22 protein-coding genes, 1 tRNA gene and 2 pseudogenes are annotated in these 22,588 nt (G+C 32.5%); 14 read left to right on the plus strand and 11 right to left on the minus strand.

The features are described from left to right. Positions 1 to 179: 179 nt before the first annotated feature. The 11 genes and pseudogenes from P5P87_RS22145 to P5P87_RS22195 all read left to right on the plus strand — a co-directional run bounded on the left by P5P87_RS22145 (position 180) and on the right by P5P87_RS22195 (position 9,411). A tRNA-Trp gene (locus tag P5P87_RS22145) sits at positions 180 to 250 on the plus strand. Between the two features lie 329 nt (positions 251 to 579). Beyond that, positions 580 to 1,158 carry a nucleotide exchange factor GrpE gene (locus tag P5P87_RS22150; protein WP_198858292.1) on the plus strand — a complete coding sequence of 193 codons (579 nt, stop codon included), beginning with the start codon at positions 580 to 582 and terminating at the stop codon, positions 1,156 to 1,158. Between the two features lie 70 nt (positions 1,159 to 1,228). Continuing rightward, complete coding sequence (gene dnaJ, locus P5P87_RS22155) at positions 1,229 to 2,338, plus strand: molecular chaperone DnaJ (RefSeq protein WP_278020630.1); 1,110 nt, start codon at positions 1,229 to 1,231, stop codon at positions 2,336 to 2,338. Positions 2,339 to 2,499: 161 nt separating this feature from the next. After that, positions 2,500 to 3,429, plus strand: coding sequence for an ABC transporter ATP-binding protein (locus tag P5P87_RS22160; protein ID WP_198858294.1), 930 nt, complete (start codon positions 2,500 to 2,502; stop codon positions 3,427 to 3,429). Positions 3,430 to 3,508: 79 nt separating this feature from the next. Further along, a pseudogene (locus P5P87_RS22165) lies at positions 3,509 to 4,826 on the plus strand (ABC transporter permease). Positions 4,827 to 4,937: 111 nt separating this feature from the next. Continuing rightward, a pseudogene (locus tag P5P87_RS22170) lies at positions 4,938 to 6,103 on the plus strand (sigma-54-dependent transcriptional regulator). Between the two features lie 101 nt (positions 6,104 to 6,204). Continuing rightward, positions 6,205 to 6,864: a DEAD/DEAH box helicase gene (locus tag P5P87_RS22175; RefSeq protein WP_278020631.1), complete on the plus strand. Its 660-nt coding sequence runs from the start codon at positions 6,205 to 6,207 to the stop codon at positions 6,862 to 6,864. Positions 6,865 to 6,949: 85 nt separating this feature from the next. After that, positions 6,950 to 7,765, plus strand: coding sequence for an alpha/beta hydrolase (locus P5P87_RS22180; RefSeq protein ID WP_278020632.1), 816 nt, complete (start codon positions 6,950 to 6,952; stop codon positions 7,763 to 7,765). 13 nt (positions 7,766 to 7,778) lie between these two features. Next, positions 7,779 to 7,997: a putative signal transducing protein gene (locus tag P5P87_RS22185; RefSeq protein ID WP_091133675.1), complete on the plus strand. Its 219-nt coding sequence runs from the start codon at positions 7,779 to 7,781 to the stop codon at positions 7,995 to 7,997. A 55-nt stretch (positions 7,998 to 8,052) separates the two neighbouring features. Then, positions 8,053 to 8,874: a Cof-type HAD-IIB family hydrolase gene (locus P5P87_RS22190; RefSeq protein ID WP_233074208.1), complete on the plus strand. Its 822-nt coding sequence runs from the start codon at positions 8,053 to 8,055 to the stop codon at positions 8,872 to 8,874. Positions 8,875 to 8,880: 6 nt separating this feature from the next. After that, positions 8,881 to 9,411, plus strand: a complete 531-nt coding sequence (locus P5P87_RS22195) for a GNAT family N-acetyltransferase (protein ID WP_278020633.1) — start codon at positions 8,881 to 8,883, stop codon at positions 9,409 to 9,411. Between the two features lie 78 nt (positions 9,412 to 9,489). Here P5P87_RS22195 and P5P87_RS22200 read toward each other — a convergent pair whose 3' ends face one another. Next, positions 9,490 to 10,014, minus strand: a complete 525-nt coding sequence (locus tag P5P87_RS22200) for a hypothetical protein (RefSeq protein WP_198858300.1) — start codon at positions 10,012 to 10,014, stop codon at positions 9,490 to 9,492. A gap of 487 nt (positions 10,015 to 10,501) precedes the next feature. On the opposite strand from P5P87_RS22200, the gene mtaB reads away from it, so the two are divergent. Continuing rightward, the gene (mtaB, locus tag P5P87_RS22205; protein WP_278020634.1) at positions 10,502 to 11,836 is read left to right on the plus strand and encodes a tRNA (N(6)-L-threonylcarbamoyladenosine(37)-C(2))-methylthiotransferase MtaB; all 1,335 of its coding nucleotides are present in this window, start codon (positions 10,502 to 10,504) and stop codon (positions 11,834 to 11,836) included. A 178-nt stretch (positions 11,837 to 12,014) separates the two neighbouring features. Here the strand turns inward: mtaB and P5P87_RS22210 are convergent, their stop codons facing one another. From P5P87_RS22210 to P5P87_RS22255, 10 genes are all read right to left on the minus strand, one after another. Then, positions 12,015 to 12,527, minus strand: coding sequence for a hypothetical protein (locus tag P5P87_RS22210; protein WP_278020635.1), 513 nt, complete (start codon positions 12,525 to 12,527; stop codon positions 12,015 to 12,017). 92 nt (positions 12,528 to 12,619) lie between these two features. Next, positions 12,620 to 13,336: a 3-ketoacyl-ACP reductase gene (locus tag P5P87_RS22215; protein WP_278020636.1), complete on the minus strand. Its 717-nt coding sequence runs from the start codon at positions 13,334 to 13,336 to the stop codon at positions 12,620 to 12,622. Positions 13,337 to 13,449: 113 nt separating this feature from the next. Further along, positions 13,450 to 14,037: an LURP-one-related family protein gene (locus tag P5P87_RS22220; protein WP_198858304.1), complete on the minus strand. Its 588-nt coding sequence runs from the start codon at positions 14,035 to 14,037 to the stop codon at positions 13,450 to 13,452. Between the two features lie 40 nt (positions 14,038 to 14,077). Beyond that, entirely contained in the window at positions 14,078 to 14,362 is a 285-nt protein-coding gene (locus tag P5P87_RS22225) for an SIMPL domain-containing protein (RefSeq protein WP_278020637.1), read from the minus strand. Continuing rightward, positions 14,337 to 14,786 (minus strand): hypothetical protein, encoded by a 450-nt coding sequence (locus tag P5P87_RS22230; protein ID WP_278020638.1) that lies wholly within the window; start codon positions 14,784 to 14,786, stop codon positions 14,337 to 14,339. Before P5P87_RS22230 ends, P5P87_RS22225 begins: the two co-directional genes overlap by 26 nt. Before the next feature lie 38 nt (positions 14,787 to 14,824). Continuing rightward, positions 14,825 to 16,945: a vWA domain-containing protein gene (locus P5P87_RS22235; protein ID WP_278020639.1), complete on the minus strand. Its 2,121-nt coding sequence runs from the start codon at positions 16,943 to 16,945 to the stop codon at positions 14,825 to 14,827. Positions 16,946 to 17,025: 80 nt separating this feature from the next. Then, positions 17,026 to 17,994 (minus strand): hypothetical protein, encoded by a 969-nt coding sequence (locus P5P87_RS22240; RefSeq protein ID WP_278020640.1) that lies wholly within the window; start codon positions 17,992 to 17,994, stop codon positions 17,026 to 17,028. 2 nt (positions 17,995 to 17,996) lie between these two features. Then, entirely contained in the window at positions 17,997 to 18,497 is a 501-nt protein-coding gene (locus tag P5P87_RS22245; RefSeq protein ID WP_198858308.1) for an RNA polymerase sigma factor, read from the minus strand. Between the two features lie 212 nt (positions 18,498 to 18,709). Next, positions 18,710 to 19,177 carry a hypothetical protein gene (locus tag P5P87_RS22250; protein WP_278020641.1) on the minus strand — a complete coding sequence of 156 codons (468 nt, stop codon included), beginning with the start codon at positions 19,175 to 19,177 and terminating at the stop codon, positions 18,710 to 18,712. Between the two features lie 10 nt (positions 19,178 to 19,187). Beyond that, positions 19,188 to 20,024 (minus strand): DUF6929 family protein, encoded by an 837-nt coding sequence (locus P5P87_RS22255; RefSeq protein WP_198858310.1) that lies wholly within the window; start codon positions 20,022 to 20,024, stop codon positions 19,188 to 19,190. Positions 20,025 to 20,116: 92 nt separating this feature from the next. On the opposite strand from P5P87_RS22255, the gene P5P87_RS22260 reads away from it, so the two are divergent. After that, on the plus strand, positions 20,117 to 21,001 hold the full coding sequence (locus P5P87_RS22260) for a PPK2 family polyphosphate kinase (protein WP_278020642.1): 885 nt from the start codon (positions 20,117 to 20,119) through the stop codon (positions 20,999 to 21,001). Positions 21,002 to 21,209: 208 nt separating this feature from the next. Further along, positions 21,210 to 22,259, plus strand: coding sequence for a sensor histidine kinase (locus tag P5P87_RS22265; protein WP_278020643.1), 1,050 nt, complete (start codon positions 21,210 to 21,212; stop codon positions 22,257 to 22,259). The last annotated feature ends 329 nt before the right edge of the window (positions 22,260 to 22,588 follow it).

A 22,588-nucleotide genomic window follows, 5' to 3' on the forward strand; every position in this document is an offset into this window, starting at 1 on the left:
TAATCTGCCTAAATCTTTTTAAATCTACGTAAAATATTGAAAAATATTTTGCAGAGTTAACTGTCTGAAACAAAAGTTTTTGCTTGATATTCCTTGAGTCTAAAGGACTTTCTTTTAAAATCTCTGTCTGAAATAATTGCCAGTAAAGAAAAAAAGCTTTTAATTTGCGACCTCAAGTTACGGGCGTAGTTCAAGGGTAGAATAGCGGTCTCCAAAACCGTTGATGGGGGTTCGAATCCCTCCGCCCGTGCAAAAATAAGAAATGACAACTTTGTCATGTAAAGCTCAAACATAAAAAAAGCTTCGTCTCTATAGGCGAAGCTTTTTTTAATATAAGGTAAACTTGAATTAATAATTATTTTAGAGGCCGAAGCCAACCCTTAAATTCAATTTTTGGTGGTAATAATTTATGTTATTGGTCTCAAAGATAAGATAAACTAAAACGTAATAGTCTTAAAATTATAATAAATTTTTTCTGGGCAAATGCGTTTTTTAAGTGGCTCATAATTAATAAAGTGACAATTTGACATTTTATAAGATTTGGCAGTACTTTTGCAATCCAACAGAAAGAAATAAAAAATGAAGTTTAAGAATATTTTTAAAAATAAAAGTGATATGACTACGGAAAATACAGAATTCGATCAGGAATTAGATGATGCAACGATAGAGACTAACGCTAATGGAGAGCAATTAATTGTTGAAGAATTAAGTGTTGAGGAGCAACTAGCTCAAGACTTAGCTAAAGAAAAAGATAAGTTTTTGAGATTATTCGCCGAATTTGAAAATTATAAAAAAAGAACTTCAAAAGAGCGTCTTGATTTATTTAAAACAGCAAACCAAGAAGTTTTATTGGCGATGCTTCCAGTTTTAGATGATTTTGACAGAGCGACAGTAGAGATCAACAAGTCTGAAGATGAGAATTTGAAAAAAGGTGTTGAGTTGATTCACGAAAAATTGAAAAGCACTTTAGTTTCTAAAGGTTTAGAGCAAGTTGAAATTCAGGCAGGAGATGCTTTCAATGCTGATGTTGCTGAAGCAATTACTCAAATTCCAGCACCGTCTGACAAACTAAAAGGAAAAATTGTTGATGTTATTGAAAAAGGATACAAATTAGGAGACAAAATTATTCGTTACCCTAAAGTTGTTGTAGGAAACTAAAAAATGCAATAAGAATTTCAAATGCATTTTTGGATTTTGGAATTTTTAAGATTTGGAACTTAATCTAATTATGAAAAAAGATTTTTACGAAATACTAGGCATTTCAAAAAATGCTGACGCTGCCGAAATTAAAAAAGCATACAGAAAAAGTGCTTTAAAATACCATCCTGATAAAAACCCAGGCGACAAAGAGGCAGAAGAAAACTTCAAATTGGCAACAGAAGCTTATGAAGTTTTAAGTGATCCGCAGAAAAAAGCGAAATACGATCAGTATGGTCATCAAGCATTTGATGGTTCTGGCGGATTTGGCGGTGGTCACGGTGGTATGAATATGGATGACATTTTCAGCCAGTTTGGTGATATTTTTGGTGGTGGATTTGGTGGTTTCGGAGGCGGAGGCGGAGGTCCTCGTCGTGCGAAAGGAAGCAATCTTCGAATTAAAGTAAAATTGACTTTAGAAGAAATTGCAAATGGAGTAGAGAAAAAAGTAAAAGTAAAACGTAAAGTTCAGGCAAAAGGCGTAACGTATAAAACTTGTACGACTTGTAATGGTCAAGGACAAGTTATGCGTGTAACCAATACCATTTTAGGAAGAATGCAATCTGCGTCTACTTGTCCTACTTGTGGTGGTTCTGGTCAGATTTTAGATAAAAAACCTTCTGAGGCAGATGCTCAAGGAATGGTGCAAGAAGACGAAACAGTATCAATCAAAATTCCTGCAGGAGTTGTTGACGGAATGCAGTTAAAAGTTGCTAACAAAGGTAACGATGCGCCAGGAAACAGTATTCCAGGAGATTTAATTGTAGCGATTGAAGAAATTGAACACGAATTCTTGAAACGTGAAGGTGAAAACGTTCACTTTGATTTATATATCAGTTTCCCTGAAGCAGTTTTAGGATCTTCTAAAGATATTGAAGCTATAAACGGAAAAGTTCGTATTAAATTGGAAGAAGGAATTCAATCTGGAAAAATCTTAAGATTAAAAGGAAAAGGAATTCCAAGTTTAAATGGTTACGGAAGCGGTGATTTATTGGTTCACGTAAACGTTTGGACTCCAAAAACATTAAATAAAGAGCAAAAACAATTCTTTGAAAATGCTTTAAACGACGAGCACTTTGTTCCAAGTCCAGAGAAATCAGAGAAATCATTCTTTGAAAAAGTAAAAGATATGTTCTCATAATCTAAACTTTTTTAAAAGGTTATAATAAAATAAAAACCCATTCTAGTATAAATTAGAATGGGTTTTTTGTGTAATATAACACAATTTTGCTTCGAATTATTTACTTTTACAGTCGCTGAGCCTTAATTGGTAAAGTGACGCAGTAAATCCTTAAAAATAGCATGAGTAACTTACTTGAAGTACATAAGGTCGTAAAAAAATACGGCGATTATGTAGCACTTAACGAAGTTTCATTAAATGTGCCAAAAGGCAGTATATATGGACTTTTAGGTCCGAATGGAGCCGGAAAAACTTCCCTTATCAGAATCATAAACCAAATTACATTGCCAGATAGTGGCGAAGTAATTTTGGATGGAGAAAGATTGCAACAAAAACACGTACAAACTATAGGATATCTTCCAGAAGAAAGAGGTCTTTATAGCTCGATGAAAGTGGGCGAGCAATGTTTGTATTTGGCACAAATGAAGGGCCTTTCTAAAGCCGAAGCTAAAAAGCAATTGGATTATTGGTTTGATCGTTTAGGGATTCAAGGTTGGTGGAATAAAAAAATCCAAGAGCTTTCTAAAGGTATGGCACAGAAAATCCAGTTTGTTGTTTGTGTTTTACATAAACCAAAATTGCTGATTTTAGATGAACCTTTCTCAGGATTTGATCCCGTTAACGCAAATATTATTAAGGATGAAATTCTAGCTTTGAAAGAACAAGGCTCTACAATTATTTTCTCTACTCACAGAATGGAAAGTGTTGAAGAAATGTGCGAACATATAGCTTTAATTCATAAATCAAACAAATTGATTGAAGGTAAAGTGGCAGACGTAAAACGCCAATTTAGAACCAATAGTTTTGAAGTTGGAATCTTGACTAATAATGTTGAAGGTTTGATGTATGATATTACACAGAAATTTACAGTTTCGCCTGCTAGTTTTAAATCTTTAAATGATGATTTAAAATTAAACATTCAGATAGGAAATGCTTCACCAAACGAATTATTACATGTACTGACGCAACGAGGACAAGTAACACATTTCGTTGAGAAAATTCCAAGTGTAAATGATATTTTTATTCAGACAGTAACTGAAAACAAAATTTAAAAATTCCAATATAGAAATTCTAAATTCTAGGCTTTTAAAAGTTGGAATTTGGGATTTAAAATTTGAAAATTAATTATTTATGAGTATTATCTCGTTGATTATAAAAAGAGAATTTATTGCCAAAGTCCGCAATAAATCTTTTGTTGTCATGACTTTTTTGAGTCCGCTTTTGTTTGTGGCTATTGCTGTTTTTATTGGCTATTTGAGTTCAATGAAAGCAGAAACAAAACGTATCGCAATTCATGACGAAACTGGTATTTTTATTTCAGATTTTTTAAAAGAAAATAAAAAAGGAGCCGAATTTAAATATTTGAATTTATCTGAAGTTGATGTTAAAGCTTTAAAAGACAGCATTACCAAAGAAAATTTCAATGGATTAATTGTCATTCCGAAAACAAAAAATAATAAAGATTTAGAAAGTAAAGTCGAGTTTATTTCTAACAATAGTCCAAGTATTTCTTTTATCGAAAATACGCAGGATATTATCGGAAATAAAATCACAAAACTAAATCTGGAAGAAGCAAAATTAGACACTTTGGCTATTCAGAAAGCGCAATCAGATGTAAATATTCATTTGGTTAAAGCTTCGGGAGAAGAAAGTTTAAAAGGTTTAAACGAAATTAAAATAGGAATTGGCGGTGCATTTGGTTACCTGATCATGATGTTTATTATCATTTACGGAAATATGGTAATGCGAAGCGTAATCGAAGAAAAAACAAACCGAATTATTGAAATCATTATTTCGTCAGTAAAACCATTTCAATTGATGATTGGAAAAATTGTCGGAACTTCATTAGCAGGTATTCTGCAATTTATAATTTGGGCCATAATTGGTTTAGGATTAATGTTTGCGGCCTCGGCATTTTTTGGAGTAAATGTAGGGCCAGCTGCGAGAATTTCTCCAGAAATGATGCAAACCGCACAACATGAGTTTTCGGGATCTGCACAAATGTACATTGCCGAATTATGGAATTTGCCAATTGCAAGTATTTTAATCGGATTTGTAATTTATTTTATTGGAGGATATTTTCTGTACAGTTCGTTTTATGCGAGCAATTGGAGCCGCAGTTGACAATCAGACCGATTCTCAGCAATTTCTGCTTCCAATTTTAATGCCTCTGATTTTGAGCGTTTACATAGGATTTTTTACAGTAGTAAACGATCCTCACGGAAGTGTTGCGGTTATCTTTTCAATGATTCCGCTAACTTCACCAATTGTAATGTTAATGCGCATTCCGTTTGGTGTGCCGTGGTGGCAAATTGCAATTTCGGTATCATTATTGTTTGCTACATTTTTCCTTGTGGTTTGGTTTGTCGCTAAAATTTACCGAGTAGGTATTTTAATGTATGGCAAAAAAACCACTTGGAAAGAATTGTATAAGTGGCTAAAATATTAACTTTTAAAGTTGCTAAGATACTAAGGTTCTAAGATGCTAAGTTTTTTTTTAGCTTCTTGCAGAAAAACCTCAGTACCTTAGCATCTTAGAACCTTAGAACCTCAAAAAGAAATGAGTAAAATACTAATTGTCGAAGACGAAGCAACGATCAGAAGAGTTTTGGTGAAAATTTTATCAGAAGAAAATGATTCATATCAAGTTGATGAAGCTGAAGATGGAGTTGTGGGACTTGAAAAAATAAAAAACAACGACTATGATTTGGTTTTGTGTGATATCAAAATGCCAAAAATGGACGGTGTTGAGGTTTTGGAAGAAGCTAAAAAAATAAAGCCAGAAATTCCGATGGTAATGATCTCTGGTCACGGCGATATGGAAACTGCTATTCAAACGATGCGTTTGGGAGCTTTTGATTATATTTCGAAACCGCCAGATTTGAATCGTTTGTTAAATACTGTTCGTAATGCTTTAGATAAAAAACAATTAGTTGTTGAAAATAAAATTTTAAAGAAAAAAGTTAGCAAAAATTACGAAATGATTGGTGACAGCGAATCAATTAATCATATAAAAGTGATGATTGATAAAGTTGCTCCAACAGAAGCCAGAGTTTTGATTACGGGACCAAACGGAACAGGAAAAGAATTAGTAGCACATCAATTGCATGAAAAAAGCGAACGTTCTACTTTTCCTTTAATTGAAGTAAACTGTGCTCGCAATTCCAAGTGAATTGATCGAAAGTGAATTGTTCGGACATGTAAAAGGTGCTTTTACATCGGCAGTGAAAGATCGTGCTGGAAAGTTTGAAGCAGCAGACAAGGGAACTATTTTCTTGGATGAAATTGGAGACATGAGCCTTTCTGCGCAAGCGAAAGTTTTACGTGCGCTTCAAGAAAATATGATTACGAGAGTTGGAGCTGATAAAGACATAAAAGTTGATGTCCGTGTTGTAGCGAGCAACGAATAAAGATTTGAAAACAGAAATTGCAGAAGGCCGTTTCCGTGAAGATTTATACCATCGTTTGGCTGTAATTTTAATTAAAGTTCCGCCATTGAATGAAAGACGCGATGATATTCCTGCTTTGATTTCGCATTTTACAGAAAAAATAGCTTCTGAACAAGGAAATGCTGTTAAGTCGTTTTCGGCGCAAGCCATTAAATTATTACAAGAATACGACTGGACAGGAAATATTCGTGAGCTTCGAAATGTAGTAGAAAGATTGATCATTTTGGGAGGAAGCGAAATCTCAGAATCAGATGTGAAAATGTTTGCAAGCAAATAGGTACTTCGCGAAATAAGCTATAAGCTCTAGGCTTTAAGCAAAAAAAAGACACAATAAATTTGGCCTATAGCTTATTGCCTAAAGCCTAAAGCTTAAAAAAAATGAAACTAAAAAAAATAAACGAGAAATTACAAGACGCTTTAATTGAAAATGGTCTGACAGAAGCCAACGCTTTGCAGTTGGAAACTTTTTCTACCATAAAAAGTGGCGCTGACTGTGTTATTATTTCTCCAAAGGGAAGTGGAAAAACGACTACAATTGTTTTAAATGTAATTCAGCAATTGGCTGGACAAACAGAAGAATCTCCTCGAGCTCTCATTTTTGTTGAAGACAAAGCAAAGGTTCTGGAAATGGTTGAGCTTTTTAATAAATATGGGAAATACACCGATTTGGAAATTTATGGTGTAAATGAAAAAGGCGACATGGATTACGATAAAAACTACGTTTCTACAGGAGTCGATGTTTTAATTGGAACACCGACTAAATTAAACGATATGTTTAGTACAGCGGGGTACAATGTAAATCGCTTAAAAATGTTTATTGTGGATGATGCAGATCCGATTTTGAAACTGCGTCACGATCCAAAAATCACACGTATTTCAAACAGTATTGCTAAAGTGCGGCGAATTATCTTTTCTGAAGCTTTGACCGAACGTATCGAAATTTTGGCAGATAAAATCATGGTAGAACCTTATTTATTTGACATGGATGAAGACGGAGAAGAACTTGATGAAGAGGACGACGATATTGAAGAAGAGTAATATATAGTGACAGTTTGCAGTGGCAGTTTACAGTAACAATATTGTAAACTGCCACTTTTACTTAAATTTAATCAGAAATCAATCAATGGAAATTTTTAAAACACTTAAATTCTTGTCAATTGTACTTTTGTGCTTTTTTCTCGTTCTTTATGTTTTAGCGATTTCTTATGTGTATTTTAATCAGGTAGGGTTAGTTTTTCACGCTTCTCGATTGCCTAAAGATTATAAGTTTGATTATCAGCAGAAATTCGAAGAAATAAATATAAAATCGTTTGACGGAACAATTTTGAACGGATTATTATTTAAGGCAAAACAGTCAAAAGGTCTTGTTTTTTACCTTCATGGGAATGCTGGAACACTTGAAACTTGGGGTAAAATTGCAAAAATATACACATCATTAGGTTATGATATTTTTATTTTAGACTATAGAAGTTTCGGAAAAAGTGAAGGCGAAATTGAAAATGAAGAACAATTAACGGAAGATATATCAATTGTATATAAAAGTATTTCAAAAAGATATTCTGAAGATAAAACTATAATTGCAGGTTATTCTATAGGTTCTGGTTTTGCGGCAAAATTGGCTTTAGAAAGTAAAGCAAAAGCATTGATTCTTCAGGCTCCGTATTATAACTTTTTAGAATTATCAAGCTCAAGAGTTCCTTTTTTTCCTGATTTTATGAAGAAGTTTAGTTTGGAAACTAATGAATATCTGCCACAAGTAAAAAGTCCAATTTATATTTTTCATGGAACTAGCGATCAGTTAATTCCTTTTGAAAATTCAATAAGGTTAAAAAAGCTTTTAAAATCAAATGCTTATTTTTATCCATTAAAACATCAAGAACATATAGGTGTTAACGAAAATGAAGATTTTCAAAAACAATTAAAAGTAATATTAGAATAAAATAAAGAATGCTATGGGATTAATGAAAGTATTTTCGGGAAGCGAAGTATTAGCAATTGCTTTGCAAGAAAGATTAGAAGAAGCTGGAGTAGAGACAGTAAAAAAAGATAATATTCAATCGGCTCGTTTAGGAGGTTTTGGACAGACAGATTTGGCTGTTGAAGTATTTATACAAGAAACAGATTTCGCAAAAGCAAATCCAGTTATAGAAGAATTTAGAATGAGTCTTTAAGAAAAATTCTCCGTCTCCGTTTTCAGTCAATATTGATTAAAAACGGAGACGGAGAATGCAAACTATAAAAAAAATGCAATACAAAATGTTAGTGCTTGACATGGATGATACCTTGTTGACAGACGATCATAGAATTTCAGATTTAAATAAAAAAGTAATTTTAGAAGCTCAGGCAAAGGGCGTTTATGTGGTTTTGGCTTCAGGAAGACCAACTACAGCAATGACCGCTTATGCAAAAGAGTTGGAATTGGATAAAAACGATTCGTATATGATTTCGTTTAACGGAGCAATAATTAGCCGTGTAAAAGATGATTTTATTTTGTTTGAGCAAAAGTTAACTGTAGAGCAAATTCATGCTTTATACGATTATAGTGTAGAAAAGAAGGCACATATCATTACTTATTTAGATGATCAAATCATTAGCGAAACAGATTCTGAATTTATTGAGGTCGAAAAAGAAATCACAGGAATGGCACATCACAAAGTTTCAAGCTTTAAAGATTATGTAGACAGACCGGCAGTTAAGTGTATTTTATTGCAAGATCCAGCGTATTTAAAGACGTTAGAAAAAGATTTGATGGAGGCCATGCCACATTTAAGCGTTTCAATGTCTAAACCATTTTTTCTAGAAGCAGCGCAACAAGGAATTGATAAAGCCGCGAGCTTGAAACTTTTGGCTGAACAGCTCGGAATTCATCAAAGTGAAATTATAGCTGTAGGAAACGCAGGAAATGACTTGACAATGATAGAATATGCTGGTTTAGGTGTTTGGGTTGATAACGTTAATCCTGAGTTACGAGATAAAGCCGATGTAATTGTAGCTTCAAATAATGATGATGGTGTTGCTGAAGTAGTAACACGTTATATTTTAAACTAAACTAAAATGAAAAATCCAATTAAAACGGAACGTCTAATTTTACGGGAACTTGAACTTTCTGATGCTGAAGGAATGTTCGAATTGGATTCTAATCCGAATGTGAATTTATTTGTTGGAAATAGACCTGTAAAACATATTGATGAAAGTATTGAATATATCAAATTTGTTCAGAAACAATACAAAGATCTAGGAACAGGACGTTGGGCTGTTGTTTTAAAAGAAACAAATGAATTTATTGGCTGGTCTGGAATAAAGTTTATTACAGACGAGATAAATAATCATAAAAACTTTTACGAGTTAGGATATCGTTTTATCGAAAAACATTGGGGTAAAGGTTACGCAACCGAAGCAGGAAGAGCTTTTATTGATCATGCTTTTAATAAAATGAAAGTAGAAGTGCTTTATGCTTACGCAGATGCAGGAAACGAAAACTCAAGAAAAATTCTAGAGAAATTGGGCTTTCATTTTGTAAATTCTTTCGATTACGAAGAAGAACTAGAAGTTTGGTACGAACTTAAAAATCCGAACTTACTATAAAAAACGAATTCCAAATCTTTACATACTTAAAAGTCAATAAAGATTTGGAATTAATTAAAGAAGTAATATTTAAAAATATTATTTTTTAGCTACAGAAACAAAGTATTTATTTCCGTCACCCATAGTTAATTTTACACGCTCGTCGCAAAGATCAATTGCAAAATTTGCACTTTCGTAACAGCTGCAAGTTGTGTTTTTGTCTTTAGACATTTCTGTTTTACAGTTGTTGTTTTTAAAGCTTGCTAATTGTGGTGTGTATAAACTAACTAAATCAGTAGAAGCGGTTACTAAAGAAATGATACTTGCAGAATTATTGTTTGTAATTCTATATACAATTCTATCTGTATAGTTTACTTCGTTAACAGTTACTTTACGAATGTAGGTATAAGCTGTAGATCCTTCACCTGGTTCTTTAACTTCAAACTTAAACCCAACTGCACGAATAGCAACATCAAATTGCTGTTGTGAGTTTAAGCTTGCCCAAGTCGTCAATGTACTAATAGTAGGAAATGGATTTGCATTTGCGGCTGGAGCATTAGTTTGCGCTTGCGAACTAAATAAGGTTAAGAACATCAAGCAGATCGTGGGTAAAAATGCTTTCATAAAGCGTGGTATTTGTATTTTAATTTTGCCTACTCTCTTTGGTTTTCGGCTTTCCCATTTCATTTTGTAACACAAAACAACAACATAACGAGTAAAATTCAAAATTGTTATGCCTGAATTATTATTAAATTAATTAAAGCACCGTAAAATTCTTTACTATGAATTTATTGCCAACTGTATTCATAACAATGTAAATGTAAGAAATTTTGAATTTAAAAAATAAAAAAATGTATTTAATCGATAAAATTTGCTTTTAATCGATTGTTTTGTCGTTTTATTCTTATTGTAATGTTAAAATTTGAAAAATGATAGTTTCGTATTTTTTTTAAATAAAAATAAAAAAGTTTAACTTTTGAATGTCTCTAAATTAACATTAGCGCCAAAATATTGATTCGAAGTGAATTAATCGCTTTCTTTTGATGAATATTGTTTGTAAATTTGCGGACCTTAAATTTTTTGACAACGATTTCATTAATTTAAGCAGATTATGGAAAATAGAAAAAAAGTTGCCTTTTATACGCTGGGTTGTAAACTGAATTTTTCAGAGACTTCTACAATTGCCAGAAATTTTAATGACGAAGGTTTTGACCGCGTCGATTTTGAAGAAATAGCAGATATTTATGTCATTAATACTTGCTCTGTAACAGAAAATGCAGATAAGCAGTTTAAGCAAGTAGTGAAGAAGGCAATGAAGCTTAACGAAAAAGCTTTTGTTGCGACTGTTGGCTGTTATGCACAATTAAAACCCGAAGAATTAGCAGCAGTTGATGGTGTTGATTTGGTTTTAGGAGCAACAGAGAAATTCAAAATCACAGACTATATTCATGATTTGAGCAAAAATGATATGGGTGAAGTTCACTCATGTGAAATTGCTGAAGCCGATTTTTATGTAGGAAGTTATTCTATTGGAGATCGAACAAGAGCATTTTTAAAAGTTCAAGACGGCTGTGATTATAAATGTACCTATTGCACAATTCCGTTGGCAAGAGGAATTTCTAGAAGTGATGCTTTAGAAAATGTTCTAAAAAATGCCAAAGAAATTTCGGCGCAAAATATTCGTGAAATTGTTTTAACGGGTGTAAATATTGGTGATTACGGAAAAGGAGAGTTCGGAAACAAAAAACACGAACATACTTTTCTAGATTTAGTTCAAGCTTTAGACAAAGTAGAAGGAATTGAACGTTTGAGAATTTCGTCAATCGAACCAAACTTGTTGAAAAATGAGACAATCGAATTTGTTTCTAAAAGCCGAACTTTTGTACCGCATTTCCATATCCCATTACAATCTGGAAGCAATGATATTTTAAAGTTAATGAAGCGTCGTTATTTGCGCGAAGTTTATATTGATCGTGTAAACAAAATTCGCGAAGTAATGCCTCACGCTTGTATTGGTGTCGACGTAATTGTTGGTTTTCCTGGAGAAACAGATGAGCATTTCTTAGAAACCTATCATTTCTTAAACGAATTGGATATTTCGTATTTACACGTATTTACATACTCAGAAAGAGATAATACAGAAGCGGTAGATATGGAAGGCGTTGTTCCTTCAAATGTTAGAGCAAAACGCAGTAAAATGCTTCGAGGCTTATCGGTTAAAAAACGCCGTGCATTCTACGAAAGCCAGTTAGGAACAAACAGAACGGTTCTTTTTGAAAGTGAGAATAAAGAAGGATACATTCACGGATTTACAGAAAACTACGTGAAAGTAAAAACACCTTGGAATCCAGAATTGGTAAATACTTTGCAAGAAATCAATTTAACTAAAATAGACGAAGACGGAAGTGTACGTTTGGAGTTTTTGAATAAATTGGCGGAAGCTTAATTTTTTTTGAGATAATCCCAAAAGTTATCATATAGTTTGTCATTTCGACGAAGGAGAAATCCCCACAAGTAACTCCGCAACGAAAATCCAATTTTTGTCTAGCTTCTAGTGAAGATTTCTCCTTCGTCGAAAGGACAAAAAACAGAAAAGCCCTTTATTAAAAAGGGCTTTTTTATAACTATTTCTTCTGATCTTCAGGAATTAACAATTTCAAAGAATTAATATAATCTGTATCAAATTCGATCACTCGAATTTTTTCGGGATTAAAACCTAATTCTCCACCAAATTGACCTCGTGTATCTAAAAAATCTATTGTCAATTCTTCGTCGTTTAGACTAATTAATTTTCCTAAATAAGCAGATTTAGATGATTTTTTTGCGATTTGAAAAATGCCGTATTTCTCAGAAATATATTTGATAATAGAAGCTAAATCCCTGATTGGAATAATATCATCAGAATTTATTTTTAAACCTTTTAAACGAATTATTTTCTCAGTAAAAGCCAAATCGTGATCTCGGTTTACAGCTTCAATGTTTTTATTTCTAAGAATAACAAATCCATCCAAAACAAAATCTACAGGATTATTTCTGAGTAAAATCCAGTCGTCAGAATAATCGATTAGAAAACCAGAGAAAACTTGTTTTTTATCTTGAAATTCTATTTCGACCAATTGTCTTAAATATTGTTCCATATTTTTAGTTTTTGAAATTCCAATACTAAAATTCTAAATTCCAATAGCTTTGAGATTGGAATTTGGAATTTCAAAAAATTGGAATTTAATTTTTAAGGATTAGTAGACCAAATACTGCTGTTTTTAATAAATACTCTTCTATTTAATTTTAGTTGAGCAATAATTAAATCTGCCATATCTTCAGACTGCATTACTTTTTCTGGGTTTCCGTCAGTAAGATTAAGATCTTTTGCCATGTCAGTTGCAACTGTACTTGGCGTTAGCGCCGTAACACGAATATTGTGTTTTCTCATTTCCTGCATCAAAGAGTCAGTTAAACCTAAAACAGCAAATTTAGAAGCACTGTAAGCACTTGTCAAAGCGTTTCCGTTTAGTCCAGCAGTTGAAGAAATATTGATAATGTCTCCAGTTTGCCTTTCGATCATATTTGGGATAATCGCGCGAGTTGTATAATACGTTCCCATTAAATTTACCTGAATAATTCTTTCCCAAGCCTCTGGTTCTAATTCTAAGAACTTCCCAAAAGAAGCAATTCCAGCGCTATTAATTAAGATGTCAATACTTTTAAATTCTGCGATTGCTTTTTCAGCGGCAGCATTTATAGAATTAATATCAGAAACATCTGCAGCTAAAGCCAAAGTTTTTACGCCCAGTTTAGAAGTTTCTTCTGCCAGTTGATCGATATCACTTTTAGTTCTAGAAACTAAAATCAGGTTTACACCTTCTTTTGCCAAAGCAATTGCCACAGCTTTTCCTATTCCTTTTCCTGCGCCAGTAATAAAGGCATTTTTATTTTTTAAGTCGGTCATGATTGTATTTTTAGAAATGCAGAAAGCATCATTTTAAGTCTTACAAAAATAATATTTTGAAAACTAAAATGATGCTTTAAAAGATATTCTTAATCTAAGTTTAACAAGTTTTGTTATTCTTTTAGAACCATGTCAATACACATTACAGCTCCTAATATCAATTGTCTCAACGAACTATCAGCTGGAACTGAATCTTCAATTTGAAGCGCATAATTATCAGCAGTTGTAAAAAATTCTTTTCCTAATCCGGCCCATTTTTTATTTACTTGAGCCAATTGTTTGCCTTCATGTGAGAATTTAAAATCCCAACCCGTCCATTTTCCTTGAAGCGTTGCAACAGGTTTTTCGTTTTTATCCAGAATATCAAACTTTCCTCCAATAGAAAAGAACTTTTGTTTGAAAGTTCCAATCAAATGATCTTTTTCATCCAACACTTCGACAGTTGATCTAAAGATGGCAATATCTCTTCTTACCGTAATTAGCTTTTCGCCAGAAGCAGTTGTAATTTCAATATTAAATGGAGTTGCTCTTTTATAATCTGTAAAGCGGAATATTTTTGTGAAAAAACCAAGATTGTTTTCTCGGCAGTTCATAATAATTTGATTGTTTTCTGGATGATAGATATCGTAGTTATTTGCGGCTTTGAACATTCCGATATGTTCTTTTACTAAAAATAAATTTTGGCTTAAAATAGGATTCATGAATTTTGCGTGTAATTAATTTATTATGATTGTATTAAAATTATTCTATGAGAAATCGGACTTGTACTGAGCTGGATATTTTAATTTTTTCGAATTCTATAACAGGTTCGCTCGGTGCACTTTCACTTTCGTATCTTTTTCCACCATAACCAGTGTTTACGACAATACCAGCAGCTCTGCCATATAATTGTTGGGAAATATCTTCAAAATTGCTAATTTGTATAGAATTCCCAACTTTTTGATTTAAAGGTTTAGTAAAACTTTCTGCTGTTAGTTTCGCATTCAATATCGCTTTACCATTAATTAAAAGTTTGATTTTTTTCATCAATATTTTCAATTTTTTCAATGCGTACATTTGAAATCCCAATTTTTTCTAATCCAATAAAGACATTTGAAGTTTCGATTGCATTTTTAACTATGATAGAATACGATTTTGATTTAAAAATATCATTTTGCTTTAGTAAATAATTTTTAAAATTACTTGACATATCATTAATAGTAACTTCTTTTTCGATGTTGATTCCAATTTCCTTTAATTTTGAAAACATGTCTTTTTCTAAATCTTCTACCGATTTTTTCCCTTTGGAATCTTTCTCACTTAATAAAACATTGATCCATATTTTATTTGGAAGTACCAATGTGTCTGCCTGACCTGAAACTTCGATGAAGGGTTTATCAATTGAATTTTTAGTTTGAGAAAAAGAGTTTACACTTGCAAATGCTAATAACGCGTATAGTAGTTGTTTCATTGTTTATAAATTGAATTTCAAATGTAATACAATATTTATTAATTATACTGTTTAGAAGTTTCCACTAGACGAATAAACTCGGCTTTATAACCTTCTTCATCATTTGAATTTCCTTGCTTTGCCAGTTTTACAATTTCATCAGAAGATTTGTCAGCAATTAATTTTGAATCTCTCAATTTTAATCCAAACCAAGCTACGGCAGAACTAAACTTCATATCGTCACTTGCTTTTTCTAAAACAACCGATTTGTTTTCGATTACCTGAACCATTTCGATACTTTTTTCTCCATCAGGTTTTTTGTAACGAAATTTAATAGTGGCTAATTCTCCATTGTAATTATTAGAATTTGTTTCTGTTTTAGTGTATTTTAAGTTATCTGGCTGTTCGGCTAAATAATCGCTTTTTACTCCAGTCGGAATAATTTCATACAAAGCCGTAACGGTATGATTACTTCCTAATTCTCCAGCATCAATGGCATCATTCTTAAAATCTTCTGGACGCAATTTTCTGTTTTCATATCCAATCAAACGATAAGCCTGAACTTGTTTCGGATTAAATTCAATTTGAATTTTTACATCTTTCGCGATAGCAAACATAGAGCCTTTAAATTCTTTTCCTAAAAAACGATTTGCTTCTTGAATGTTATCGATATAAGCATAATTTCCGTTTCCTTTATCAGCCAAGATTTCCATTTTGCTGTCCTTGTAATTTCCCATTCCATAACCCAAACAAGTTAAGAAAACGCCTGTTTTTCTTTTCTCTTCAATTAATTTTTCCATATCAGAATTAGAAGAACTTCCAACATTAAAATCTCCATCAGTAGCCAAGATTACTCTGTTGTTTCCGCTTTTAATAAAATTTTCAGCGACAATTTTATAAGCCAATTCAATTCCTGCTCCTCCAGCTGTACTTCCTCCGGCTTGTAAATTGTCTAATGCATTAATAATTGTTTTTTTATCGTCTCCAGAAGTTGGAGGCAAAACCATTCCTGCTGCGCCAGCGTAAACCACAATTGCCACTTTGTCTTTTGGTCTTAATTCGTCAACCAAAATTTTCAATGATTGTTTTAGTAATGGCAATTTGTTCATGTCTTCCATAGACCCAGAAACATCAATTAAGAAAACAAGATTTGAAGCTGGTAAATCCTGAGTTGGAATATTTTTTCCTTGCAAACCAATTTTCAATATTTTGTTGTTTGAATTCCAAGGGGAATCGCTCACTTCTGTATTGATAGAAAACGGATGTTCATTTTTTGGTTGCGGATAAGTGTATTTAAAGAAATTAACCATTTCTTCAACACGTACAGCATCTTTCGGAACTTGCTGTCCGTTATTTAAAAATCGTCTGATATTGGTATAAGAAGCATTATCAACATCTATAGAGAAAGTTGAAAGTGGCGCTGTTTTCGGACTTTCGAAAGCATTTTCTACAAAAGAATCGTAATCTTCTTGAGTTGGTTCAGTAGGAATTGGCAGGATTTTCAACTTTTTATCCAATTCTTTTTCTGTTAGGTTTTTGTAGATTTCGTTTTTGGTTGAAATAATCACAACACCATTTGAAGCTTTACTTCCATAAATCGAAGTTGCAGCTTGATCTTTTAAAACCGAAACATTATCAATATCATTCGGATTTATTTTTGCCATTTGGTTGGCTTTTGCAGGAACTCCGTCAATAATATACAGCGGTTCATTTTTTGGAGAAACAGATTCATTTCCGCGAATAGTAATAGTTGGGCTTGGAGTGTAAAGGGAATTACTTTCAGCTTGAATTTTTGTTCTTTTTCCTTTACGTTCCGAGACTGAACCAGTTACCATTGATTTTTTTTGGACACCATATCCAACCACTACCACTTCTTGAAGTTGAGCATTATTTTCTTTTAGGACTACATTAATTATGTTAGAATCTTTAACATAAATAGTTTGAGAATCCATTCCTACGTAACTAAAAACAAGGGCATCTCCTTTTTTGGCTTGAATAGAGTAGTTTCCATCATAATCAGTTTGACTATATTTTTTAGTTCCTTTGATCGTTATCTGAACTCCAGGAAGCGGTAAATTAGATTTATCTGTGACAGTTCCAGAAATCGTTCTTTCTTGCGCCATACTTACGAAACATATAAGCATAGCAATGGCTGATGAAATAAGTTTTAGACTTTTCATGATTATAAGTTTTAAGAATTAATGTTGAGATTTAACTTTGTCAAAGTTTCAAACTTTGACAAAGTTCTGTGGTGACCTGCTTATTTTTTCGGAGCTGGTTTTCCGTTTTTAGTAGTAATTATAACAACTCCTTTTTTGCCTTTTTCGCCATATTTTTCCATCGCTTCAAGGTCTTGTAAAATCGTTATGGTTTTAATGTCTTGTTTATCTAAGGGAGCATACGGACTCGTTGGATTTTTTCCGAATAAATCATTTTCTGAATAATAAATTCCGTCAATGATATACAAAGGTTCGTCAAGAACTACAAGCGAATCTAAATTTTCTGGCTGTAAATTCGGAAGTTCGTTCTGAATCATTTTGTCTTTTTTGACATCGTCGCTGTGCGCAATTGCATTTCCGTTTAGAACGACTAAAGGAGTGCTTTTTCTAGCTTTTTGTGATGGCGGTACGGTAGAATAAGCAACTTTTGAAGACTCTCTTTCAGGATAACTTGAATAACCCATATCTGGAGTTACTTCTTTTTTGGATGAGGTATTGTCTTCTTCTCCAAATGTTTCTTCTAACAAGACTTTTTCAGGAATTGCTTTTTCTGCCACAATTTGTGGCGCTGGAATAGATTGAATTGGTTCGGTTTTATGAATGGTTGTTTCCTGAATTGCAACTCTTTCTTTATTTTTAGTTTTATTTTCTAAAATTTTAACTGCTTCTTCATTAGAAATTATTTGTGAATCTGAAGATGGAGTTGCAACTTTTTTATCTAAAATGGGGTGCTCTGGTTGTTTTATTTCTTTTTCTTCTAGAACAACTTTTGAAGTTTCTGCCGCAGTTTCTTTATTTGCATGCAAAAATTGATATCCTAAAGAAATAAGTAATAGAAGAGAAGTCGCAATCGCAATTTTTTTCCACAAAACGATTGTTTTTTTATCTTCTTTTTTGTCCAGTTTTTCTTCTACGCGCGACCAGACTTTTTCCATTCCTGGAAAGTCTTGAAACTCGACTTTTTGCGAAGCTTCTTTTATTTTATCGAATAATTTATCTTGATTGTCCATGACTATTTTGCTTTTTGATAATACAATTTATTAACCAGTTCTTTCAGTTTGGTCTTAGCGGCATTCAATTGTGATTTTGAGGTGCCTTCAGAAATCTTTAGCATTTCGGCTATTTCTTTGTGTCCATAACCTTCAATGACAAAAAGGTTAAAAACCGTTTTACAGCCGTCTGGAATGTGGTTTAATAAATTAAGCAAATCTTCTTCTTCCAACGTATTTAGTTCATCGACAGAAGGCTGAGAAATTAGCTTTACGTCGTCTAAATACATGTTGAAGTTGGTTGCTTTTCTAATAGTTGCCAAACAATGATTTACAGTTATTCTTTTAGCCCAAGCTTCAAAAGCATATGCTTCTTTTAACTGATCTAGTTTGGTGAAAATAGTAAAGAAAGAATCGGCCAAAGCTTCTTCTATTTCTTCTTCCTTCTTTAAATATCTTTTGCAAAGGCGGTACAACTTAGGCGCCATGTATTCATACACTTCGCGTTGGGCATCGCGGTGCATTTTTTTACAGTTTGCTATTTGAGTCTCGTTTATCACAATTGTTGTCTTTCTTATAAAGAGAGATAAAAAGATAAAAAGGTTGGGACGGAGGTGAAAAAAAATTTTTTAAGGTTCAGAGTTGCAAAGATTCAAAGTTGCAAAGGTTTATTGTAGAGACGCACTGCAGTGCGTCTAATGTTTAGTTTTTTTGAAATGATAAAATTAATTTATTTTTAATTTTGGTATTTCTGATACCAATCTTCAATTTTGTTAATTGATTCCTTATCTGTTTTAGGATTGCTGTTTAAGCCCAAATTAATTTTTGTTTTAGAAATGTAAGAGTTCAGAAAAATTATTGCAAAACCTCCAACTTCAGCATCTTCATTTGAAATAGTTGAAGAAAAGAAATTCATATATCCACAGCATTTTTCTTTAGAATTCATAATAGAAATTAGATATGGGATATCTTTTTGTTTTACCCAGTTTTCAGGAAATTCTCCAAGCAATGTAACAAAATTTAGTTGAGACTTTTTATTGTATTTTTCTTTAAAGAGAGTAATAAACGATTCTGGATTTAAATCTTTTGGAGATAAATTCTTATGATATTCTTTTTCTAGGCTATTTATTTTAAAGGCATAAAATAAATAGCCTCCAACGAAAAGACTAAGAACAATTATCAATAAAAGAATTACTTTTTTCATAAAAACTAAATTACTTAATCTGCAAAGTCAACTTATAAATCTTTGTTTCTAAAAGCTCGGTGTCATTATCTTCACAAAGTAAAAACTCTATTTTATTGTTTTCTTTTTTGTAGAAAGTCAGGCCTTCAAATTTATTGGTTGCTGTAATTTTTTGAGTGAAATCTATTTTCATCGTTTTAACATCGATTCTTCCAATGAAACTTCCTAAAATTGTGCCATCGTCATAAGTAGATTTGGTATCTTCTGCAGTTGAAAGGAAGTAGATTTTATCATCGACCAAAATAGCATCGGTAAAGCTAGAACGAACACCTTTTATTTTTGGGAGTTTATAATTGACAGAAATCAAGGCAAATTCTTCTCCTAGATTTTTGGCGTGAATGGTAAAAATCGTGTTTTTGTTAGAAACGCCGTTTCCGCGATTGAATAAATACCAATTTTCTCCGTCAAAAATTGCACCTTCCAAATTGAAATCTTCGGGTTTTATTTCTCCGAAATTCTGCATTACAGCGTATAAATCGACTAAATTATTCTTTTGTAAAATCGTTTTTGATTTGATATCAAACGCAATCATTTTATTTCGATTTTCGGTTGAGCCAGAACCAAAAACATACAAGGTGTCGTTGTGATGTGTTAAAGATTCAAAATCAGGTTTTAGATTCTTAGGAATATTTTGTGTTGGATTGTCAATTAAAGGATGCTGATTTAATTGTTTGTTTTCGATGTTATATTCATAAAGAAATCCGCTGTTGTCGCCAATTACGTAAAGAGAGTTATTATTTAAAAATAATCCTGATGCAGAACCGATTCCGATAATGTGAAATAATATTTCTAATGTGAATTTTTCCATGAAATGTTGTTTTTATTGCAATGAATAGTAGTTCCAATAGTTATCGGAATTCGTAAAATTACTATATTTATAAGACAAAAAATCAAAAAGATATGAAATCAATAGATCCGAAAGATTTTAAAGTTGTTGAGAAAATTAAGCTCAAGGAAATTCCGACTTTATTATCTATAAAAGCCGATGACGACGAAAAAGAAGAGAAATTAGATAAGGTTCAAGCCAAATTAAGCGATTTACAAGATGTAATGTATGCTCACAATAAATATGCGGTTCTTATTTGTCTTCAGGGAATGGATACTTCGGGAAAGGATAGCTTGATTCGTGAAGTTTTTAAAGAATTTAATGCACGTGGCGTAGTGGTGCACAGTTTTAAAACGCCAACTTCGGCAGAGTTAGAGCATGATTATTTATGGAGGCATTATATTGCACTTCCAGAAAAAGGAAAGTTTGCCATTTTTAATAGAACGCATTACGAGAATGTTTTGGTTACGCGCGTGCATCCTGAATATATTTTGGGAGAAAACTTGCCAGGAATAAATTCTGTAGACGATATCACACCCGATTTTTGGAAAAATAGAATTGAACAAATCAATAATTTTGAAAAGCATATTGCTCAAAATGGTACAATCGTGATGAAGTTCTATCTTCATTTAAGTAAGGAAGAACAGCGTCAGCGTTTATTGCGACGTTTGGAGGAAGAAAAACACAATTGGAAATTTTCGCCAGGTGATTTGAAAGAACGTGGGTATTGGGATGAATATATGAAGTATTATGAAGAAGCTATAAATAAAACATCGACTTCGCATGCGCCTTGGTATATTGTTCCCGCAGACGACAAAGAAATGTCTCGCTATATTGTAGCTAAAATTATTTGGGAAGAAATGAAAAAACACACTGATATTACAGAACCTGAACTAGACGAAAAAACAGCGGCAAATATCGAATTGTATAAAAAGGAATTAGGAGAGAAGGTGAAATAATGGAGATAATTAGTCAATCTGATAATTTTTTGAACCCCGATAGGTTGTTAAGAATCTGTCGGGGTTATTTTATATTCCATTGGTCAAAACAAAAACGCAGTTCGTCAAATTAATTTTGATAGTAATTGTGGTTTGTGCTTCTTTGTGGTTTGTTTGAAAAATATAGGACTACTTTTGAAGTTAAATTTTCTCAATAAATTATTTATAGATGATCGCAATCAATAAAAACAGGCATTGGATGTTTTTAGTCTTTTTTTGGAGCTTATTAGGTATCACGATTTGGGCGCAGATGATTGAAGACTATGATTTTTCGATCGCTACAATTCAAGCTATTTTAGTTTTGATTTGTTCTGCTGTTTTAGCTCATATTTTAAGTGATGTTATACTACCCAAAGCGCTAAAACAAAATAAAATGAGCTCGTTTGCAGTACAAAGCGTTGTTGTTGTATTGCTTTTGGCATTTTGTCTGTCATTGATTTATATTGTTTTTTCTGATTCGGTTATAAGAAGAAAAGCATATCCTGAAGAAGCAGATGTAGATTCTCTTCATTTTTTATGGTCGCGATTTTACGGTAACATTCCCTCAGCGATTTTAATTTGCGGTACTGCCTGCGGACTTCGATTTTATCAGGAACATAATGTTATCGAAAGAAATCATGCGCAATTGCGACAAGTTCATCTTGAAGCGCAAATAAAAATTTTGCAGGATCAGATAAATCCGCATTTAATGTTTAATGTTCTAAATCATATTCATATTCTAATGCAGAGCAATGTACAATTGGCGTCTGTTTTATTGGTTCAGTTTTCGGATATTTTGCGTTATCAATTGTATGAATGCAACAAAGAATATGTGCCTTTGCATCTTGAAATTAAATATTTGAAGGATTTAATTGCTGTTGAAAAAACCCGCTGGGGAAATGAATTGGAGGTGAAAAGCAAATGGAATATCGAAGACGGACAACTTCAAATCGTGCCATTGCTTCTAGTTCCTTTGATCGAAAATGCTTTTAAACATGTTTCGCGACTTCCAAATCAAAAAGGATTTGTGCATTTGTCTTGTGAACAGATTAATAAACAATTGAATTTTAGAATTGAAAATTCGTATACAGAGCAATATAAAATTCCGTCTAAAAGTCAGGGATTAGGACTTGAAAATGTAAAGAAAAGGCTGACGATTCAATATCCGGAAAAACATCAATTCAATATCAATAAAACAGATTCTGACTTTACAGTTACTGTGACTTTAGATTTGAAATGATTTTTTTTGCCACGAATTGCATGAATTAACGCGAATTTTTTATCTGCTACTTTGTGAACTTTGCGGTTAAATTTTTTGCCACAGATTAAAAGGATTAAAGGGATTTTTTGCGGCGAATTAGCACGAATTTTTAATCTGCTATATTTTGACATAACGCTTTGTGATCTTCGCATCCTTTATAAAAATTAAAACTTTGCGAACTTTGCGTAAATTTTTGTGCACTTTGCGGTTAAATTTTTTGCCACAGATTATCAGATTAAAAGGATTTCAAAAAAAATCTGCTAAATCTGCGGGAAACAAAAAACATTAAACCTGAAACAAAAACAATA

This window comes from Flavobacterium ginsengisoli, assembly GCF_029625315.1.
In the GTDB taxonomy this organism is placed as follows: Bacteria; Bacteroidota; Bacteroidia; order Flavobacteriales; family Flavobacteriaceae; genus Flavobacterium; species Flavobacterium ginsengisoli.

Coding starts and splice junctions, on each gene's coding strand:
- P5P87_RS22240 (WP_278020640.1), bottom strand. CDS start 17,994: ATGGACAATCAAGATAAATTATTCGATAAAATAAAAGAAGCTTCGCAA.
- P5P87_RS22220 (WP_198858304.1), bottom strand. CDS start 14,037: ATGAATCCTATTTTAAGCCAAAATTTATTTTTAGTAAAAGAACATATC.
- P5P87_RS22210 (WP_278020635.1), bottom strand. CDS start 12,527: ATGGAACAATATTTAAGACAATTGGTCGAAATAGAATTTCAAGATAAA.
- mtaB (WP_278020634.1), top strand. CDS start 10,502: ATGGAAAATAGAAAAAAAGTTGCCTTTTATACGCTGGGTTGTAAACTG.
- P5P87_RS22150 (WP_198858292.1), top strand. CDS start 580: ATGAAGTTTAAGAATATTTTTAAAAATAAAAGTGATATGACTACGGAA.
- P5P87_RS22215 (WP_278020636.1), bottom strand. CDS start 13,336: ATGACCGACTTAAAAAATAAAAATGCCTTTATTACTGGCGCAGGAAAA.
- P5P87_RS22225 (WP_278020637.1), bottom strand. CDS start 14,362: ATGAAAAAAATCAAACTTTTAATTAATGGTAAAGCGATATTGAATGCG.
- P5P87_RS22265 (WP_278020643.1), top strand. CDS start 21,210: ATGATCGCAATCAATAAAAACAGGCATTGGATGTTTTTAGTCTTTTTT.
- P5P87_RS22180 (WP_278020632.1), top strand. CDS start 6,950: ATGGAAATTTTTAAAACACTTAAATTCTTGTCAATTGTACTTTTGTGC.
- P5P87_RS22255 (WP_198858310.1), bottom strand. CDS start 20,024: ATGGAAAAATTCACATTAGAAATATTATTTCACATTATCGGAATCGGT.
- P5P87_RS22195 (WP_278020633.1), top strand. CDS start 8,881: ATGAAAAATCCAATTAAAACGGAACGTCTAATTTTACGGGAACTTGAA.
- P5P87_RS22175 (WP_278020631.1), top strand. CDS start 6,205: ATGAAACTAAAAAAAATAAACGAGAAATTACAAGACGCTTTAATTGAA.
- P5P87_RS22160 (WP_198858294.1), top strand. CDS start 2,500: ATGAGTAACTTACTTGAAGTACATAAGGTCGTAAAAAAATACGGCGAT.
- dnaJ (WP_278020630.1), top strand. CDS start 1,229: ATGAAAAAAGATTTTTACGAAATACTAGGCATTTCAAAAAATGCTGAC.
- P5P87_RS22250 (WP_278020641.1), bottom strand. CDS start 19,177: ATGAAAAAAGTAATTCTTTTATTGATAATTGTTCTTAGTCTTTTCGTT.
- P5P87_RS22235 (WP_278020639.1), bottom strand. CDS start 16,945: ATGAAAAGTCTAAAACTTATTTCATCAGCCATTGCTATGCTTATATGT.
- P5P87_RS22230 (WP_278020638.1), bottom strand. CDS start 14,786: ATGAAACAACTACTATACGCGTTATTAGCATTTGCAAGTGTAAACTCT.
- P5P87_RS22245 (WP_198858308.1), bottom strand. CDS start 18,497: ATGCACCGCGATGCCCAACGCGAAGTGTATGAATACATGGCGCCTAAG.
- P5P87_RS22260 (WP_278020642.1), top strand. CDS start 20,117: ATGAAATCAATAGATCCGAAAGATTTTAAAGTTGTTGAGAAAATTAAG.
- P5P87_RS22185 (WP_091133675.1), top strand. CDS start 7,779: ATGGGATTAATGAAAGTATTTTCGGGAAGCGAAGTATTAGCAATTGCT.
- P5P87_RS22200 (WP_198858300.1), bottom strand. CDS start 10,014: ATGAAAGCATTTTTACCCACGATCTGCTTGATGTTCTTAACCTTATTT.
- P5P87_RS22190 (WP_233074208.1), top strand. CDS start 8,053: ATGCAAACTATAAAAAAAATGCAATACAAAATGTTAGTGCTTGACATG.